The sequence below is a fragment of the Leucogemmata humicola genome (assembly GCF_055379415.1).
In genome coordinates this window covers 4,841,423-4,858,332 of the sequence record NZ_AP040875.1, presented here as the reverse complement: position 1 = coordinate 4,858,332, position 16,910 = coordinate 4,841,423, and the positions used below count along the sequence as shown (strand labels likewise).

The 16,910-nt window shown below is 63.3% G+C and carries 17 protein-coding genes; 6 read left to right on the top strand and 11 right to left on the bottom strand.

Annotated elements, in window-relative coordinates; all coding sequences use genetic code 11:
- Positions 1-24: 24 nt before the first annotated feature.
- Entirely contained in the window at positions 25-738 is a 714-nt protein-coding gene (locus AC6H4Z_RS20825) for a hypothetical protein (protein WP_497543889.1), read from the top strand.
- Positions 739-820: 82 nt separating this feature from the next.
- Here AC6H4Z_RS20825 and AC6H4Z_RS20820 read toward each other — a convergent pair whose 3' ends face one another.
- Positions 821-1,525: a response regulator transcription factor gene (locus AC6H4Z_RS20820; protein WP_497543888.1), complete on the bottom strand. Its 705-nt coding sequence runs from the start codon at positions 1,523-1,525 to the stop codon at positions 821-823.
- Positions 1,526-1,669: 144 nt separating this feature from the next.
- On the opposite strand from AC6H4Z_RS20820, the gene AC6H4Z_RS20815 reads away from it, so the two are divergent.
- From AC6H4Z_RS20815 to fusA, 4 genes are all read left to right on the top strand, one after another.
- Positions 1,670-2,104 carry a hypothetical protein gene (locus AC6H4Z_RS20815; RefSeq protein WP_497543887.1) on the top strand — a complete coding sequence of 145 codons (435 nt, stop codon included), beginning with the start codon at positions 1,670-1,672 and terminating at the stop codon, positions 2,102-2,104.
- A gap of 192 nt (positions 2,105-2,296) precedes the next feature.
- The gene (locus AC6H4Z_RS20810) at positions 2,297-2,836 is read left to right on the top strand and encodes a hypothetical protein (RefSeq protein WP_497543886.1); all 540 of its coding nucleotides are present in this window, start codon (positions 2,297-2,299) and stop codon (positions 2,834-2,836) included.
- Between the two features lie 171 nt (positions 2,837-3,007).
- Positions 3,008-3,256: a hypothetical protein gene (locus tag AC6H4Z_RS20805; RefSeq protein ID WP_497543885.1), complete on the top strand. Its 249-nt coding sequence runs from the start codon at positions 3,008-3,010 to the stop codon at positions 3,254-3,256.
- Between the two features lie 27 nt (positions 3,257-3,283).
- Positions 3,284-5,392 (top strand): elongation factor G, encoded by a 2,109-nt coding sequence (fusA, locus tag AC6H4Z_RS20800; protein ID WP_497543884.1) that lies wholly within the window; start codon positions 3,284-3,286, stop codon positions 5,390-5,392.
- A gap of 66 nt (positions 5,393-5,458) precedes the next feature.
- On the opposite strand, the gene AC6H4Z_RS20795 is transcribed toward fusA, so the two are convergent.
- The 10 genes from AC6H4Z_RS20795 to AC6H4Z_RS20750 all read right to left on the bottom strand — a co-directional run bounded on the left by AC6H4Z_RS20795 (position 5,459) and on the right by AC6H4Z_RS20750 (position 15,750).
- Positions 5,459-6,151, bottom strand: a complete 693-nt coding sequence (locus AC6H4Z_RS20795; protein ID WP_497543883.1) for a PDZ domain-containing protein — start codon at positions 6,149-6,151, stop codon at positions 5,459-5,461.
- Complete coding sequence (locus tag AC6H4Z_RS20790; RefSeq protein ID WP_497543882.1) at positions 6,142-6,498, bottom strand: hypothetical protein; 357 nt, start codon at positions 6,496-6,498, stop codon at positions 6,142-6,144. Before AC6H4Z_RS20790 ends, AC6H4Z_RS20795 begins: the two co-directional genes overlap by 10 nt.
- Complete coding sequence (locus AC6H4Z_RS20785; protein ID WP_497543881.1) at positions 6,482-7,042, bottom strand: RNA polymerase sigma factor; 561 nt, start codon at positions 7,040-7,042, stop codon at positions 6,482-6,484. Before AC6H4Z_RS20785 ends, AC6H4Z_RS20790 begins: the two co-directional genes overlap by 17 nt.
- Before the next feature lie 49 nt (positions 7,043-7,091).
- The gene (locus AC6H4Z_RS20780; RefSeq protein ID WP_497543880.1) at positions 7,092-8,960 is read right to left on the bottom strand and encodes an amidase family protein; all 1,869 of its coding nucleotides are present in this window, start codon (positions 8,958-8,960) and stop codon (positions 7,092-7,094) included.
- 94 nt (positions 8,961-9,054) lie between these two features.
- The gene (locus AC6H4Z_RS20775) at positions 9,055-10,245 is read right to left on the bottom strand and encodes a KamA family radical SAM protein (RefSeq protein ID WP_497543879.1); all 1,191 of its coding nucleotides are present in this window, start codon (positions 10,243-10,245) and stop codon (positions 9,055-9,057) included.
- Positions 10,238-10,807, bottom strand: coding sequence for a GNAT family N-acetyltransferase (locus tag AC6H4Z_RS20770; protein ID WP_497543878.1), 570 nt, complete (start codon positions 10,805-10,807; stop codon positions 10,238-10,240). The genes AC6H4Z_RS20775 and AC6H4Z_RS20770 overlap by 8 nt, the downstream gene beginning before the upstream one ends.
- Before the next feature lies 1 nt (position 10,808).
- Positions 10,809-11,876: a D-alanine--D-alanine ligase family protein gene (locus tag AC6H4Z_RS20765; RefSeq protein ID WP_497543877.1), complete on the bottom strand. Its 1,068-nt coding sequence runs from the start codon at positions 11,874-11,876 to the stop codon at positions 10,809-10,811.
- Positions 11,873-13,015 carry a D-alanine--D-alanine ligase family protein gene (locus AC6H4Z_RS20760; RefSeq protein WP_497543876.1) on the bottom strand — a complete coding sequence of 381 codons (1,143 nt, stop codon included), beginning with the start codon at positions 13,013-13,015 and terminating at the stop codon, positions 11,873-11,875. Before AC6H4Z_RS20760 ends, AC6H4Z_RS20765 begins: the two co-directional genes overlap by 4 nt.
- Before the next feature lie 240 nt (positions 13,016-13,255).
- Complete coding sequence (gene thyX / locus AC6H4Z_RS20755; RefSeq protein WP_497543875.1) at positions 13,256-14,008, bottom strand: FAD-dependent thymidylate synthase; 753 nt, start codon at positions 14,006-14,008, stop codon at positions 13,256-13,258.
- Between the two features lie 113 nt (positions 14,009-14,121).
- On the bottom strand, positions 14,122-15,750 hold the full coding sequence (locus AC6H4Z_RS20750) for an FAD-binding oxidoreductase (protein WP_497543874.1): 1,629 nt from the start codon (positions 15,748-15,750) through the stop codon (positions 14,122-14,124).
- A 119-nt stretch (positions 15,751-15,869) separates the two neighbouring features.
- On the opposite strand from AC6H4Z_RS20750, the gene AC6H4Z_RS20745 reads away from it, so the two are divergent.
- Positions 15,870-16,910, top strand: a complete 1,041-nt coding sequence (locus AC6H4Z_RS20745; protein ID WP_497543873.1) for a phytoene/squalene synthase family protein — start codon at positions 15,870-15,872, stop codon at positions 16,908-16,910.

Below are 16,910 nucleotides of genomic sequence, written 5' to 3'. Positions count from 1 at the left end.
GGTTTCCCACCCAAACGGTCAATCATGCGCGGACTGATTCGAATCATGATCGCGGGTTGTACGATCGCTGGCATCACGGGTTGTTCGGACTCGCCGACGAGTCCGCGTGAGCCAGCGGCGCGAACCGTCACTGCGGCCGACCATCCGTCGCTCGACTACAGCGGTCCATTCCGCTTCGGCGGTTTTCGTACTGCGAGCTTCGCTCTGACGTCGGCTGGTGGTAGCTACAACGTCGGTGATGGCTTTTACACGTTGAACGTTCCGGCGAACGGCGTCTGCGTTTTGGGCAGCAGCTACGGTCCCGGGCAATGGGATTCGCCGTGCGTCACGCTCGGCGACGGCGAGTCGATCACGGTGACGGCGACGTTCGGCTTCGCCAACGGTGGCCCGGTCATCGATTTCAGCCCAGCCCTTCGCTTCAGTCCGAGCGCACAGGTAACGCTCTCGACTGGGATGTATGCACCGATTCTCACGAACCTGCGACCGCTGTTCGCGTTGAATCCGTCGCTGCTGCGCTATTTCGGGATGTACTACACTCCCGATCTCGGTGCGACGGGCGTGACTGACGCCGCGTTCGACTCGAGCCTGCTGACACACATCAACCTTCGCACGGGCGTCATCTGGCGCCGGGTGAAGCATTTCAGCGGCTACAACGTCGTCGGCGGAATGCCGTGCGACCCGTCGCCCAACGATCCGAACTGCGTCGAGACGCCAGCGCCGATCGTCGACGGATTCTAGAGTCGATCTCCACGACGTAGAAGCAAAAGGCCCCGGCGATTCGTCGCCGGGGCCTTTGTTCTATCTGCTACTCGACGGCTTGCTACTCAACGGCGCGCAGTACGTATCCGGTGCCACGAACCGTGTGCAGCATCGGCTCATCGCCCTCGGCGTCGAGCTTACGGCGGAGATAGGTGACGTACACGTCGACGATATTCGTTTCGTCGACGTCGATGGGCGTCTGACGCCAGACTTGCTGGGCGATGGCTGACCGCGTGAGCGGATGTCCCGCGTTCTTCATCAAGTATTCGAGCAGCGCGAACTCACGCTGCGTCAGCATGAGCTGTCTGTTGCCGCGCGAGACTTCGCGGGTGATCGGATCGAGAACGACGTCGCCCACGCACAGGCGAGGGACGCGACCATGCGACGTGGCGCGGCGCAAAAGCGCGCGCACTCGCGCCACCAACTCGTCAGTATCGAATGGTTTCGTGAGATAGTCGTCCGCGCCGCACTCAAGCCCGGTGACGCGGTCAGCGACCTCACCGCGCGCGGTGAGCATGAGCGTGGGCGCGTTGATCCCCTTGACCCTGAGCTCCTGGACGACGTCGAAGCCGCTTCGGAAGGGGAGACCTACGTCGAGAATCAGGAGGTCTGGTTCGTTCTCGAGGGCGCTTTCCAGTCCCGTGTCGCCATCGGAAGCCGTACGAACGACGTACCCCTGCTCGCTCAGAACTCGTCGGAGCAGTTCAACGACATCGGGACTGTCTTCCACGACGAGAATCGTGGTGAGGTGGGCTGCTGCATGCATCGGTGGGTGAAGTTACTGCTGGGACAGAGCCGAGCAAGTGACGAACCGAAAGTTGCCTACGATTCTTTAAAATCGGCGTTGTACCAAGGGGAAAAAACGCGACGGCCACTTGAGTCGGCATCGCGTGCCCGCTTGTTTTGTGGCGTGACCCAACCCTCCAGTTTTCGCGTCGTCGGCGGCGTCGTTGCCGCGGCGACAACAGGCGCGCTCATCGCGATGGGTCATCGAGCCGGCAGCGTGTCACTACCGTTCGCCGCGATTGGTTCTGTGCTCGCTCGGCGAGCTGCGAGCGGCGGAAGCGCGACCACGGTCATCATCGGAATCGGCCTGCACGTGGCCTCGATGCTTCTATGGACCCTCGTGTTCGTCTGGCTCGCCGACCGCCTGAACCGTGTTGCTGCTGCGATCGTCGTGGGCGTTGCCAACTTCACGACGTCGTGGCTCGTGGCGCACTTCACCGGTGCCGGAATTGCGAGCACGCTCACGCTCGGCGATCGCGTGACCTTTGCGGTGATTCTGACGATCGCACTCGTAGTGGGCATGCGATATGCCCGACCATACCGCGAAATGCACGGTTGATTGCAGCACTCGCGTAACGCTCCGAAACAGATGTGACCGAGCGCTGTACGAGGCGGTTGTACAAGGAACAATTGTCGGTTGGTGGGTTTCGATTAGGTGATGTAAAAACGTTCACCGGTTTGAAACTCGTAGGAGCCGGCGATCGTCGAGGTGGTAGTGATGGTGGAGCAGTTTCCATTTCAGGAGGGGGGTATGGACATCCTCGTAATGCTCGAGGAAAACCCCGATCACTCGCCGGTGCTGGCGCATGTGAACTCCGTCCCGTCGCCGTTGCATTCATCGGAGCGGCCGTCGCGAGACATCGTGACGCTGTACGGGGAACCAAGTCCGGAGTCGTTGGCGCTCGCACTAGCCGCAGCCGTCGAGTCGCACAGAACAAACGACGGAAGAACCGAGGCGATTCGACATCTCGGTGTGTGGCCAGAACGGGGAGCGGTTGGAGATGCTGCCTGGAGAGATGCAACAGGTCAGCTCGTAACGAGCGATCTCGAGATTCCACTCGAGATTCTGCATTCGACGGCAAAGCAGTTGTTGCTCGAGTGTGGGCAGTTGATTCGAAGGCTGGTCGCGGGGCTCTCGATGCCCGATTGGCCAGAAGGCGCACGACGGGCGATCAGCGTTTCGATCGGACCGATCGTCGGTATCACCGCGCCGGTGTTCGCACCGCTCGAGACGGTCATGGAGCGGCTTCGGGAGGCAGACGGCCTCGCATTCGAAACCGAGGGAGACTAGAACGGAACCTGACTTGTCAGAGCGGTAAAATGGGCGGCGCGCAAGCGTCGCCCATTTCTTTTGCCCTCACCGCTCGGCCCGTTGGGGCGATCCAAACCGGCCCCAGCCGGCAGCCCCTTGACTCCCCCGCTTCGTGACAGCAGTGTCACGATGACCAGGGTGAGGATAGCAATGCCAAGGGTGTCCCCGCGCAGCACGAATCTTACTCCATCGACCGGCGACCGCGTGTTCGCCGATGACAGAGGGAGACTATGGAGCGCCGCTCATATCGGCGAAGCCATGATCTTCACCTGCATCAGCGACGGGCGGAATTCGGGACGTGCGATCATCGTGAATCTGGCGCGCCTGGACAATTCCGTTGGCGACGAGGCCCTGCGTGCGTGGCTCGAAGCAGCCCCGCGAATCGGTACTCTGCCGTAACGGCCTTTCGCGCAGGAGTCCAATGCTATGAGGGAGTACAAGGGCTCGGAAATCCGCAACATCGCGGTGGTAGGTCACGGGGCGAGCGGTAAGACCAGTTTGGTCGATGCGCTCGCCTTTGTGTCAGGAAGCTCGAAGCGTCACGGGTCGGTGAAAGACGGCACTGCCCTCACCGACACAGGTCCCGAAGAAATCGAACGAGGATATTCGATCAATCTCGGTCCCGCGTTCGCCGAATGGCAGGACGCCAAGATCAATCTCATCGACACACCAGGGTACCTCGACTTTCAGGGCGACGCGGTCGCCGGTCTCGCCGCTGCCGACGGTGCGCTGTGCGTCATTCCCGCCACGGCGGGCGTAGAGACGGGCACCGAGCGCATGTTCCGCGAGGCCGTCAAGCGTCGCGACCCCGTGCTGTTCGTCGTCTCCATGATGGACAAGGAGCACGCCGACTTCGATCGCATCTATCAGCAGATCAAAGTGCGGCTGACCAACAAGGTCATTCCGGTCGAGATCCCGATCGGCGAGGGCGCAAGCTTTCACGGCATCGTGAACCTCTTCACTCGGCGCGCGCATCAGTTCAAGCGCGGCGTGAAGACGGGGGAATACGAAGAGACGGAGATTCCACCCGAGGCCGAAGAGCAGTTCCATCGCTACTACAATGAGTTGATCGAATCCATTTCGGCCACGGACGACACGCTCCTCGAACACTACCTCGAGGGCGGCGAGATCACGCGTGACGAAGCCATCGCCGGCATGAAGGAGGCGATGAAGCGCATGGAGCTCTTCCCGCTTTTCTGCGTGTCGAGCGAGTTGAACTACGGTGTTCAGGCGGTGCTGTCGACGATCGTCGAGTTGATGCCGAACGCCTACGAAATGGAAGAAGTCCACGCGTTCAAAGGCGCCGAGGGCGAGGCGACGGTCGAGATTCACGCCAAGGACGACGGGCCGTGTGCAGCGCACGTCTTCAAGACGACCTCCGAGCCGCACGTCGGCGACGTGACGTTCTTCCGGCTCTTCTCGGGCACGATCAACAACGGCGACGAGCTTTACAACGCCACGCGAAGCGGCGTCGAAAAGCTGAATCACCTTTCTATCGCACAGGGCCGGGAGCGCATCGAAGTGCCGCGCTTGCACGCCGGCGACATTGGCTGCGTCGCCAAACTGCGGAACACGCATACCAACGACACGCTGTCTACGCGCGTTCATCCCGTCCGCCTGCCGCTGATTCAGTTCCCCGAAGGCCAGATTGTCATGGCGGTTCACGCCACGGCTCGCGCCGACGAAGAAAAGCTGCAGCAGGGTCTTCATCGTCTGCACGACGAAGATCCGACCTTCGAAGTGCATTACAACGCCGAGACGCACGAGACACTCGTGTCGGGGTTGGGCGAACGGCATCTCGAGGTGAGCACGGCCAAGCTCAAACGAAAATTCGGGGTGACTGCCGAGCTGTCGAAGCCACGCATCGCGTATCGCGAAACGATTCGAGGCAAGGGCGAAGGGCAGGGGCGACACAAGAAGCAGTCGGGCGGCCGCGGCCAGTTCGGTGACTGTTGGGTGCGATTCGCGCCGCAGCAGCGCGGGGCGGGCTACACCTTCGTCGACGAGATCGTGGGTGGCGCGATTCCGCGCGGCTTCATTCCCGCGGTCGACAAGGGAATTCAGGAAGCAGCGGTGCGTGGAGTGCTCGCCGGTTTTCCGCTCGTCGATTTCCGGGTCGAGATTTTCGACGGGTCGTATCACACGGTCGATTCGAACGAAATGTCGTTCAAAATGGCCGGCATTCTCGCGTTCAAGGCCGTGGCGGCGAAGTGCAAGCCAGTGCTGCTCGAGCCGCTCGACGAACTCGAGATCCACACGCCCGACGACTACATGGGCGACGTGCTCGGCGATCTGTCATCTCGTCGCGGCCACATTCTTGGCACGGAGCCGGGCGACAACGAAACGATCATTCGTGCTGTGGTGCCGCAGGCCGAGCTACATAGCTACGCGAGTTCGATTCAGTCGATGACGCAGGGGCGTGCGGTGTTTCATCGACAGTTCAAAGGCTACGAAGAGGCGCCGACCGAAGTTGCACAGAAGGTTATCGAGGAGCACGCGAAAGAACGCGAAGAGGAGCTGGCGGCCACGCATTGACCGCAGGCGGAACGAGAAACGGCACACTGCGCCCAGCGCGGTGTGCCGTTTGCGTTTCCTCATGGGTCAGCGTGGGGGAGGCTCGTGAGGCTCATCGGGTTTTCCTCGAGCCGGCCTGCCTCCAAACGTGCCAGTCGAATCCTTCTTGAGCCGCAGTCGCATGAGCGTTTTCTCGCCGATCTTAAGAACGATCTCACCGTGGTCGTCGCTGGTTCTTGGCTCTTGGACGAAAACCGGATCGTCGCTCCAGATTTCCAGTTTCATGTCGCCGTCGCCGGTCTGCAAGGCGAGGTATCCCGACAGGATTTGCGTCGGTCCGGATTTCCGGGCGACGGGGCCGAGGACGAGCGAAATCTCGAGTGGCTTCGAGTTTCGCTCGAAGGTGAGACGGACCTTCTCGCCCTCGACGGCGCGCGAGAGGCGCGTCGAGCCGGAATCGCTGAGTACCGACAAACCGTCGATGGACTGAAGCACGTCCCCCTCTTTCACGCCCGCGAGTTCCGCAGCACTACCGGGTGCGACGGACAGCACCTGCGGGAAGCTTCGAAAGGAAACCACGGGCGCGGTGCCTCGGCCCCGCCCGCGGGCGCCTTCACCCGGCGGGCAGTCCAGGCAACCAAGCGCGAAGCCGAACAACATCGTTCGAATTTCGCCCGGGCGCGCTCCGCCCGGTTGTGCTCCGCGCTGTGCCGCGACGGTGGCGGCGTGTAAGAACGCTAACACGGTGATCGCCGCAATTCGTCTAGAAGTCAGTACCATACGACGTTCCCCGTTGGTTGAACGATGAGGATCGCGCTGTTCGCGCGGGCGACGGCCTGCCCTGTCGCCGCGACCGGCGGCTCTGCCGGCGATCGAGTCGCTCGTCTGGCGGCGGCAAACCCAACGACCGCGCCGGCGATGAAAATCAGACACGCCGCCGCCGCGAGAACGAAGGTTCGCCGCGATGGTCGCCGTTCGATCGGCGCGGCAGCGATCCGACGACGCACCGCCTCGGTCGTTCGCACCTTGAGCTTCGGCGACGGAGCACGCTCGCGTGAGAGCGACGCGAAGAGCGCCTGCTCTTCGGCCGTCCATTGGTCTTCGTTGAATTCATCGTGTGTAGCCATTCGACCTCTCCACTGGATTTGCTACGAGTCGCGCACGCACGGCGCGCCTCGCCTTGAATAGTTGTCCTTTCGAAGTTCCCGCCGTGATGCCGAGCTGCTCGGCAATCTCTTCGTGAGTGAACCCTTCGACGTCGTGCAGCACGAGAACGGATCGATAACCCGGGGCTAGCGCCGCGATCGCCGCCTCGAGGTCGATGTGCTCGATACTCTGTTCGGGAGCGGCGATTTCGAGGTCGTTCGTGAACGTCAGTCGTTGCTCGCGCCGCAGCTGATCGATCGCCACGTGAGCGGCGATGCCGCGGAGCCAGGCGCCGAACGAATCACCGCGATTCCAGGCATCGAGCGACGCGATCGCGCGGACCCACGCCTCCTGCACGGCATCCTCGGCCTCGGCCGCGTTGCCGCCGAGTATTCGCCAAGCGGTCTGCAGCGCGCGCGGAGTGTGGCGGTCATAGAGAACGCTGAATGCCGAGTCCGATCCGTCGCGCTGGACGGCGAGAACCAGCTGGACGTCCGGGATTGGTGATGCGGGTGATTGATTCATGCACCCTACAGTCGTTCGGCACCGCCGAATGGTTTGCCGGCGTCGAAATTCAGCGCGCGCGAATCAGAGCCCTGGCCTGCGGTCCAGTCGTTCCATTCGTAAAGAGCACGAACGCGAGGCGATCGGACAGCAGCGCCCGTCGCTCCTGGTCGCCGAGTATCAGCGACCCCTTCGACTGTCGCACGCCCGGACCCGTGAGTTGCCGAACGATCGGACCGGGTTTGCCGGCGCTATCACGTGTGAGGTTCACGCCGAACACCTTCGTCGCCGGAGCGCCGGATACCTGGATGTCATACGTGAGCATTCGACGCGTCGCGTCGAACGTGAAGGCGCCGTGTGCGGTGGCGCCGTTGCTGGTCGCCGATGTCGCGAACGCAACTGGCTTCGGCGCGCGACCGTCGACGAGCGGTGGAGTCGTACTCGGCGCGCGCCGTGGATGGGTCGACTGTTCGTAGTCGAAGGCGAGAGCGAGAAGGTTGGCGTCGGCGAGGGGTCGACCGAGCAACTCGACGCCGATCGGCATTCCATCGGGCGTGAAGCCGGCAGGCATGCTGAGCGCCGGCAGTCCGCTGACTGCGCTCAGTTCGCACGTCGACCCGCGCGCGGGCTCACCGATGAGCGCGGCCTTTCGACGCATCGTCGGATAGACCAACGCGTCGTAGTGGTTGGCGTCGAGGAACGCGATGACCAGAGCGCGGGCTGCTGCGCCGCGCGCTCGCGCCTCGCGATAGGCTGCGTTGTCGCGCGTGCCGAGACTATCGCGACGACGGAACGCTTGCTCGAGTCCCTCGTGGTACAAGCCTCGAGCGAGAATGTCGGAGAGTCCGGTGACTGGCGCACCGACCTTGGCGAAGAAGTCGATGAGGTCGTACTTCACCTCGTAGTCGTCGAGTCGGGAGCCTCGAAGCAACGTGTCGAGTCCCGGAATGGCGACATCGATTGCCTCGGCGCCTCGCGCTTTCATCTTCTCGATTGCGGCGCGGACGACGGTGGCGCCTTCCTGATCGTCGGCGTCGACAACGAAATATGACGCGAGAACAGCCAGCCGTTTGCCTCTAAGCGATGCGGTATCGAGTGAGCGGACGAACTGCGGAAGCGGCTTTCCGTCGAGAATGCTCGTCGCTGGGTCGCCCGCGTCGCGCCCGACAGTCGCATCCAGCGCGATCGCGAGGTCCATCACCGTGCGAGCAATCGGGCCGCCGACGTCCTGTGAATGCGAGAGCGGAACGATACCGTTGATGCTCGAGAGTCCTTTCGTTGGGCGCAGCCCGAACAGGTTGTGCACCGCGGACGGAATGCGAATAGAGCCGCACGTGTCGGAACCCCAGGCGATGGTCGAGAAGCTTGCGGCGACCGCCGCACCGCTGCCGCCACTCGAGCCGCCTGGATTTCTATCCGGATTGTACGGGTTGCACGTCTGTCCACCGAGCGAACTCATGCCAGATATTCCCGCGGCGAGTTCGTTCATGTTCGACTTTCCAAGGATCACCGCGCCAGCCTCACGCAGGCGGCGAACCTGGAACGCGTCATCGGGAAGGTCGAGATCCGCCAACGCGATTGAAGCCGCTGAAGTCGGCATGCCACGCGTGGCGTAGTTGTCCTTGAGGATGACGGGAATTCCGTGCAACGGCCCGCGCACCTTGCCGGCTTTCCGCTCGGCGTCGAGCGCTGCGGCATCAGCGCGCGCGCGAGGATTCAGCCGAATCACGGCATTGAGCGCTGGGCCGTGATGGTCGTACGCGGCAATACGCGCGAGATAGCCGTCGACGAGACTCACCGAGGTGGCACGCCCGGTCGTCATCGACGCCTGGAGGTCGCTGATCGTCGCCTCGTAGACGACGTCGGCCCGCTTTGCAGACTGGGCGATGACGGGAACGGCGGCGACCAGAGTGGCAACCACGGCAATGACGAGACGCATAGTGGAGCGAGCTGTAAGTGAAGACTAAATGTCCGGGAAAGAAAAAGGTGAAAGGCTTTCGCCTTTCACCCTCTCACTGCTCGGCCCTTCTCGCTCAAGTTCCGGTCTTTCGTTTTCTTCCGACCGCCTTCTTGGAGCTCGAGGCGCGAGTTCGCGTCTTTTTGCCAACCTGAATTGGGACGATGTCTGACTCGGCCGCCGCTGCGTCTCCGCACGCCGATGCGGCGATCGCGGGCTGACGCGGCTGCTTGTACACGAAACGCTGGCCTTCATAGTTCCGGAAGATCACTTCGTCTTCGTTGATCTCCTCGACGTACTCCGGAAGGAGCGGAACCTTGCCGCCGCCTCCTGGCGCGTCGATCACGAAGTGTGGGACGGCGAGGCCCGAGGTCCATCCGCGCAGCGCCTTCACGATCTCCAGGCCCTTCTCGACCGTGGTGCGGAAGTGCTCACCGCCGGCAACCTGGTCAGCCATATAGATGTAGTACGGCCGCACGCGCGCCTTGAGGAGCTTCTGCATCAGCTCCTTCATGATCATCGGGTCGTCATTCACGCCGCGCAGCAGGACCGTCTGGCAGCCGAGCGGAACCCCGGCGTCGGCCAGGCGACCGAGAGCCGCCACGGTTTCTGGCGTGAGCTCGTTCGGATGATTGAAGTGCGTGTTCATGTACACGGGATGGTACTTCTTGACCATCTCGCAGAATTCGGGCGTGATACGCGACGGCAGGTGGCTCGTGATGCGGCTGCCGAGTCGGATGATCTCGATGTGCGGGATCTCGCGAAGCTTCTGGAAGATGTACTCCAGGCGCCGGTCGGAGAGCATCATCGGATCGCCGCCAGACAAAATGACGTCGCGGATTTCCGGGTGCTCGGCGATGTACGCGAAGGCCGAATCGTACTGGTTGAGCGGAATCTTTTCCGGATCGCCGACTTTGCGGCGCCGCGTGCAGAAGCGGCAGTAGCTCGCGCAGACCGGGCTGACGAGGAACAGCACGCGGTCCGGATACCGGTGCGTGATGTTCGGAACGGGCGAGTCGCCGTCTTCATCGAGGGAGTCGATCACCCCGTCGATGATGTCGAGCTCCTGCGTCGTGGGGATGTACTGCTGCCACATCGCATCGCCGACTTCCTTGATCGTGTCCAAGGAGTTGGGCGTGATGCGCATCTGGAAATTGTCGAACGCGGGCTGGAGCGCCTCGACGTCGATGACGTCTCGCCCGAACTTCTCGGCGAGTTTGTCGAGGGTGTCCACGCTGCTGTGGAGGGCCTTCTGCCAGTCACTCATTGCGTGACGACTCCGCGTTCTGTCTGGAATGGAGGAGGGAATTCTCTACTGCTGCAAAGCGCTTCGTGTAGATGACGCGATCGTCCCCGGGCGCGTAAAAATCCGTGACCGTTGCTGCGTGACGGTACCCGCGTGCTTCGTAGAAGTGGCGTGTTCCGGCATAGTCACTACGCGACGACGTTTCGACGACCAACATTCGTGCTTCTCGCTGACGCAGTCGTCGCTCGACTTCATCGAGCAACAACGACCCTGCGCCCTCGCCCTGAAACGCCGGGTGTGTCGCGATCCAATAGAGATCGTACACACGGTCCGTACCCGGCGTTGCGCCATAGCACACGTACCCGATGAGTTGACCTTCGCGGGAGAACGACCCGACAAACTCGTAATTCGCCACGCCGTCGCCCGGATCGTACGGCGCCCGGGCCGGTCCCACCGCGAAGGTCTCGTCGAACAGTTCGAGTGCAATCGCGACCTCTTCTTCTCGGAACACCGAGGTCGCGTCCAAAATTTCACGAATGCGATTGCGATGGCCCCGTTGCAGGGCCCCAAGCCTTACCTGCATTTCACTCCTCAGATACTGCCGGAACCGCAAAAAGATCGTAGTCGGGCCGAGGTGTCTCGACGCCGGACAGCTTTTGTGCGAGCGCCCACTCGTCGGCGGGCGGCACTTCGCGGGCATGCGCGAGGGCAAGCTCGCAGATATTTCGAATGAGAGGCGAATACTCGATGCCGGCCACGCGCGCCATGCGCGCGAGTCCCGCGTCTGGCGAGATGTCCGGATTTGCGTTGACCTCGAGAATCCACGGCTGACCGTTCGCGTCGATGCGCATGTCGACCCGGCCGTAGCCGAATCCGCCGGAGAGTTTCCAGGCGCGGAGCGCAACGCGACGACACTCAGCAGCAACTTTGGCTGGAAGGCGCGCGGGGCAGCGCGGTTCAGCGCCGAGGTCGTCGACGCTGCCGCTTGCCCACTTGGACTGATACGTCACGATGTGCCAGCGACCGCTCGGCATGTTGCTGAAGTCGATCTCGGCGATCGGCAGAACCGTGTCACCCAGGATTCCGACATTCACTTCGCGCCCGTCGATGTAGCGCTGGACGAGCACTTCATCCCAGAGCTCGAGCATCGCTTCGACACGTTCGGCGAGCTGACGCGTGTTCCGCACGACGGAGCGCTGCTCCACGCCGAGCGACGCGTCTTCGGCGGCGGGCTTCACGATGGCAGGGAAACCGACGCTCACGAGCGGGTCGCCCCGACGGATCGCCGCGAAGCGCGGAACGGGCAGCCCGGCCTTTTCGAGCATTCCGTTGACGACGTGCTTTCGCAGGCAGACGGCCGTGGTGTAGCTCGACGCGCCGGTGAATGGAATCTTGAACAGCTCGAGCACCGAGATGACGGCCGACTCGAGCGCCGCGATGCCGTCGATGCCTTCGCACATGTTGAAGGCGAGGTCGAACTTGGCGCGGCGCATCTTCTCGATCCATTTGCCGTCCTGGTAGACCGGGACGTATCCGACCTCGTTCCCCTCAGCGACAAGCGATTTCTCGATCGCCTCCACTGTGCCGAGGATGAGCTGATCGGGTTTCGTGGCGTATGCCGACGCGCCGTCGAAGAGGATGGCCACCTTCATGCGACCTCGGCATGTTGGGCGCGCCGTGAGGCACGCGGCTCGAGCGCGATCTCATATCGCTGCGCGGCGTGGAGCAGCGCAGACTGAATGAGTTGGTCGTAGTTGAGACCGGCCGCGCGCGCGGCTTTTGGCAGGCACGAATTGTCCTGCGGGTTGGGCAGAATGCCCGGAAGCGGATTCACCTCGACGATATTCGGCACGCCGGCCGCGTCGAGGCGAACGTCGATGCGCGACCAATCACGACAGCCGAGCACGCGGTAAGCGCGCAGCACGACGTCTTCGATCGCGGATTGCAGTTGTGGAGCGATTGGAGCGGGGCACTGAAAGATGTCGAGCGGCTTTGCCGGGACATCCCAGATCCACTTCGCTTCGTAGCCGTAGATGGGCAGCGCTCCGCCTGGGAGCGAGCCGAAGTTCATCCCGACGAGCGGCAGCACGCGCGCGCTCGCACCATTCCCGAGCACGCCGCAGGTGAACTCGGCGCCGGGCAGGAATGCTTCGACGATGACCGGCTGCGCGTACGTCTCGAGGAGAAAGCGTGTCTGCGCCTCGAGCTCGTCGGGCGTGCGGACGAAGTTACGCTCGGTGATTCCCTTGGATGAGCCTTCCTGCACCGGCTTCACGAACAGCGGGAAGCGGGAGGCGGTCAGCGGGAAGCGCGCGTTCGAGTTCGAGAGGAGCGCGTCGAGGTCGTGGTTGGATTCGACGACGAGGAACGGCGCGCACGGGATTCCGTGAGCGGACAGGAAGTCTTTCGTGCGGCCCTTGTGCAGGCACAGCGAGAGCGTGAACGGGTCGCTGCCTGAGTACGGAACGTCGAAGAACTCGCAGATCGCGGGAACGTGGGCTTCGCGATTCGTGCCGTGGAGGCCTTCGGCGATGTTGAAGACGATGTCGGGTCGCTCAGCGCGAAGGCGTTCCGGGAACTCGGACGTCGCTTCGAGGCGGACTACGGTGCCGTAGGCGGACAGTGCCGACGCGACGGCGTCGATCGTATCGGCGGAATCCCATTCCGCGAAAACGTCGTCGATGCTGGGGGAGGGAGGCTCTTCGTCCGCGCGCGACTCTGCAGTCGCATCGCTCACCAGCCCCACGGTCGATTCAGGCTTTTGGTTGTACGCGAACCCGATGCGCGTCATCCAGTCTCTGTTGGTCGTCCGCGGCAGCGCGCCGCCTGGAGCTCGATCTGCGAGTAGTGCGTCGCGTTCTGCTCAACGACGCGAGGGCGCAAGAGAAATGCCATTCACCGACGATGCGCAAAATACGAACGGAAAAATTTCGGCGCAATGATTTTCTTTCGCGCGATCGAACATCTTCTCACGCCGCACGCTTCTCGCCGCAGACTTCTCGCCGTACGCATCACGGCTCACACCGAGGCCTCACACTTTGTGGTACGAGATCCGAGCCGCCTCGCGACGATCTTCCCCGGTATAAATCTCGAAATCGGAGAAAAATCCCGGAGCCTCCTTCTGCATCAAGCGCAGCGTTGCCACCGCCATGCGACGAATCTCCAGCTCCGCGCCCTCGCTGCTGCGCAGCTCCAGCATCGTCCGCCACGCCCGTGCGTTCGCAGTCACGACGATCTTCGTCTCGGTCGCGTTGGGCAGAACGGCGCGTGCCGCCTCACGAGCCATTTTCCGGCGGTGGACCTTGTCCGCAACCCAACCGTACCGCTCCATCAACTCGCCAACGAAGTTCACGTACGTCGTCTGCGCGCCCTCCACCTGATCGCGCCACGCGCCCTCGAGCGCCTCATCGCCGATCATCGCCGGCGGAATCACGAAGCTCGCGTTCGACTCGTCCACGTACCGCTGCGAGAGCTGTGAGTACGCGAATCCCGCTCTGTGGCGAACGAGTTCGTGGGTCAGCGACCGGCTGACTCCCTCGTAGAGAATCGAGTAGTTCGCGTGCTCGAGGACGCTGCCGTGCCCCTGCTTCTTGATGTTCTCGAGGTATTCGCGCGTCTGACGCTTGGCCGGATTGTGCTGGCTCATGTAGCACAACCGCCCAGCAAATTCCGCCAGCCGTTCGCCATCGGTGCTGTCACCGATCCATTCGACCGGCAGATGTTCCGGCGCCGTGAAGCTCGGACGGGCCAGCAGTGTGAGAACGGGCTCGGAGTAGTAACGCATGGCGGGAAGCGGAGGCGGGAAGCGTTGGGACGCGCGACGCGGAGTGCGAATGGCGAAGGCGAGAAATCAACGGCGTTGTGCGTCGTTGAACAAGTCGCGAATAAGTCGCCGGCTCAATTCCCTTCGAGAAGATCCAGCCGAGAATCCGAGTAACCGCGACGGCGTTCGACGTCGTCGAGCGCGCGACGAACCTTGGGCGGAAGGGCGGGAAGCGCCGGATCGTACTTGATCGCACCGAGCGCGCGCTCGTGCGGCAGCGGGACTTTCACGCCGGGATTGAGAATGCCCGCGGGATCGAACGCGTCTTTCACGATGCGAAACGCGTCGAGCGCGGCGGCCGGCCACACGCGATCGAGCAGCGGCGTCCGCAGACGACCGTCGCCGTGCTCGCCGGTGAGCGTGCCGCCGAGTGATGCGGTCAACGCGACGACGGCGGACAGAATCGCGTCCACACGCTCCCGCCAACCCGCTCGTCCGACGTCAACGAGAGGATTTACGTGGACGTGTGCATCCCCAGCATGGCCGAAAATCACGCCGCGCGTGTCGTTCGCCGCGAGAATTTCTCGAACGCCGCGCACGAACGTCGGCAAATTCTCGGGCGGAACGGCGCAGTCCTCGATGAACTGCATCGATCGCAGGCTCGGATCGAGCTTGGCGAGAATCGGACTCGCAGCGTGACGCAGCTCCCAGAGCTCCGTCTCTGTCGGCCGGTCGAGGGCGATTCGAACCGTCGTCGCGCCCGCCTCGCGGAAAATTCCTTCGATCGCGCGCGCGGCCGCAGCGGCGGCGTCGGCGTCGTCTCCCTCGACTTCTGCCAGCAGCGCCGATTCAGTCTCCGCGGGAACGGGCCGTGGCGCGCCGCCAGACGCCGCGACGTCGAGGAATGTGCGATCCAACAATTCGCACGCGACCGCTCCAGCCGCGCGCGCCTTCACCGCCGCCGTCACGGCTGCCTCGATCGACGCAAAGGCTCCGAGCACGCTGCTCGTCGCGCGCGCCGCGGGCGCGAGGTCGAGCTCCAGCCCGGCAAAAAATGCGAGCGTGCCTTCGCTGCCAACGAGTAGGTCCACCAACTCGTGCGACCGGAAAAACGTGCGCAGAGCATAGCCCGATGAGTCTTTGATCACGCCGGCGTGCGCTGCAGCGGCGATCGACCCCTCCGCCGACAGCCTCGGCATCTCACTCTCAAACCGGCGAACGGCCGCAACATCGGGCGGCGGAGAGCCGCGACGAGCTTCTCCGCGGGCGCCATCCGCGAAAACGCAGTCGATCGCGCGGACCCACGAACGCATCGGGCCAAAGTGCATCGAGTGCGAGCCCGCCGCGTTGGTACCGGTCATTCCACCGACGGTGCAAAACGCTCCGCTCGACGGATCGACTGGAAAGCGCAGTCCGTGCGCCCGCGCCGCACGATCGACGTTCGCGCGCACGGCGCCCGGTCCAACGCGAATCGTACGCGCCGCCTGATCGACTTCACCGATCGCATTCCATCGACTCACGTCGACGATGACGCCATCGCCGATCGCGCCGCCCGGCATGCTGCTGCCAGATCCGCGTGGAATCAGCGGGACGCCAGACGACGCAGCCCAGGCAACGAGTGTCGACAGATCGTCTACGTCGACCGGTACTGCCACCGCGCGCGGCCAAACGCGAGCGATGCCCGCCGCCTCGGCGTATACGCCGCGAGCGTCGTCGTCCACACGAAACACGCCCCGAAAATCTTTGGGAGCAGTCAGATGCATCGTCTACGATTGGCGGTTTACGGCGACGCCGGTTTCCTGCGGCTATCTTGCGATTCGTCGCCGATGTAGTGTAACCCGAGCGACGAAACGGACGCGAGCGACGCGAGCAACCCACCCTCATGACGCAGCCCGGGACCCGATCCCAGCAGGCCAACGAATTCTGTCGCGAGATTCTTCCCGCGGTCTCTCGCACGTTCGCGCTGAGCATTCGTCTGCTTCCCGGCGACCTCGGTGGTGCGGTTCGGTGCGCGTATCTCATCTGCCGCATTGCTGACACGATCGAAGACGAGCCGCGTCTTGCCGCCGAGGAAAAGGCCGAGCTCTTCGACGCGCTGAGCGCGTCATTCACGGGCCCGGAGGCTGCGCTGGCGTTCACGTCGCGCGCCGCGGCGATCAGCGGTGATCCGGCACACGTGCGCCTCGTCGGAAACAGCGACCTCGTGTTCGAGGCGTTTCGTGGACTGCCGGGACGTAGTCGCGCCGCCGTTCAGCACTGGGTCGGCGAAATGATCGTGGGCATGCGCAAGTTCGCGCTCGCGTATCCTCGCGGCGTCCGCATTCAGAGTCTCGACGAGTACAAGGAGTACTGCTACTACGTCGCGGGCACGGTGGGGTACATGCTCACCGATCTCTGGCACGAACACTCGCCGGTCATTGGTGTCACGCAGTACGAGGCGCTGCGTGAACGCTGCCGCGCTTTCGCTGAGGCGCTGCAGACGGTGAACATCCTGAAGGACGTCGCGCGCGACGCCGAGCATGAGAATTCGATCTATGTGCCCGACGAGCTTTTGCGACAGCATGGCAGTGGCCATGACCAGATCCTCGCGCCCAATCGCGCGGTCGAAACGCGTGCGGCGCTCGCAACCCTCGTCCAGCTCGCGTGGCAGGACCTCGATCAGGCCACAGCGTACCTGCTCACGATTCCAAGGCGCGCCGCCAGCATTCGGCTATTCTGCGCTCTGCCGCTTCTCTTCGCCTATGCTACGCTGCGCGATCTCACGAAGAATCCCGGCGCGCTTGCCCGCCGCGAGGTCGTGAAAATCTCACGCTCAGAAGTGAAGTCGCTCACCGCGCTGAGCGTCATGGGCGTATTCAGCAATCGTGTAATGACCTGGCTCGTCGCGCGGACTCGCGTAAAGCCCGTCGTCGTCGGCTGGTAG

What these genes read in the sequence shown, in the direction of transcription:
- thyX (WP_497543875.1), bottom strand. Translation starts at nt 14,008, where the DNA reads ATGCGTTACTACTCCGAGCCCGTTCTCACACTGCTGGCCCGTCCGAGC.
- AC6H4Z_RS20750 (WP_497543874.1), bottom strand. Translation starts at nt 15,750, where the DNA reads ATGCATCTGACTGCTCCCAAAGATTTTCGGGGCGTGTTTCGTGTGGAC.
- AC6H4Z_RS20780 (WP_497543880.1), bottom strand. Translation starts at nt 8,960, where the DNA reads ATGCGTCTCGTCATTGCCGTGGTTGCCACTCTGGTCGCCGCCGTTCCC.
- AC6H4Z_RS20745 (WP_497543873.1), top strand. Translation starts at nt 15,870, where the DNA reads ATGACGCAGCCCGGGACCCGATCCCAGCAGGCCAACGAATTCTGTCGC.
- AC6H4Z_RS20770 (WP_497543878.1), bottom strand. Translation starts at nt 10,807, where the DNA reads ATGCAGGTAAGGCTTGGGGCCCTGCAACGGGGCCATCGCAATCGCATT.
- AC6H4Z_RS20790 (WP_497543882.1), bottom strand. Translation starts at nt 6,498, where the DNA reads ATGGCTACACACGATGAATTCAACGAAGACCAATGGACGGCCGAAGAG.
- fusA (WP_497543884.1), top strand. Translation starts at nt 3,284, where the DNA reads ATGAGGGAGTACAAGGGCTCGGAAATCCGCAACATCGCGGTGGTAGGT.
- AC6H4Z_RS20775 (WP_497543879.1), bottom strand. Translation starts at nt 10,245, where the DNA reads ATGAGTGACTGGCAGAAGGCCCTCCACAGCAGCGTGGACACCCTCGAC.
- AC6H4Z_RS20765 (WP_497543877.1), bottom strand. Translation starts at nt 11,876, where the DNA reads ATGAAGGTGGCCATCCTCTTCGACGGCGCGTCGGCATACGCCACGAAA.
- AC6H4Z_RS20785 (WP_497543881.1), bottom strand. Translation starts at nt 7,042, where the DNA reads ATGAATCAATCACCCGCATCACCAATCCCGGACGTCCAGCTGGTTCTC.
- AC6H4Z_RS20760 (WP_497543876.1), bottom strand. Translation starts at nt 13,015, where the DNA reads ATGACGCGCATCGGGTTCGCGTACAACCAAAAGCCTGAATCGACCGTG.
- AC6H4Z_RS20810 (WP_497543886.1), top strand. Translation starts at nt 2,297, where the DNA reads ATGGACATCCTCGTAATGCTCGAGGAAAACCCCGATCACTCGCCGGTG.
- AC6H4Z_RS20825 (WP_497543889.1), top strand. Translation starts at nt 25, where the DNA reads ATGCGCGGACTGATTCGAATCATGATCGCGGGTTGTACGATCGCTGGC.
- AC6H4Z_RS20805 (WP_497543885.1), top strand. Translation starts at nt 3,008, where the DNA reads ATGCCAAGGGTGTCCCCGCGCAGCACGAATCTTACTCCATCGACCGGC.
- AC6H4Z_RS20820 (WP_497543888.1), bottom strand. Translation starts at nt 1,525, where the DNA reads ATGCATGCAGCAGCCCACCTCACCACGATTCTCGTCGTGGAAGACAGT.
- AC6H4Z_RS20795 (WP_497543883.1), bottom strand. Translation starts at nt 6,151, where the DNA reads ATGGTACTGACTTCTAGACGAATTGCGGCGATCACCGTGTTAGCGTTC.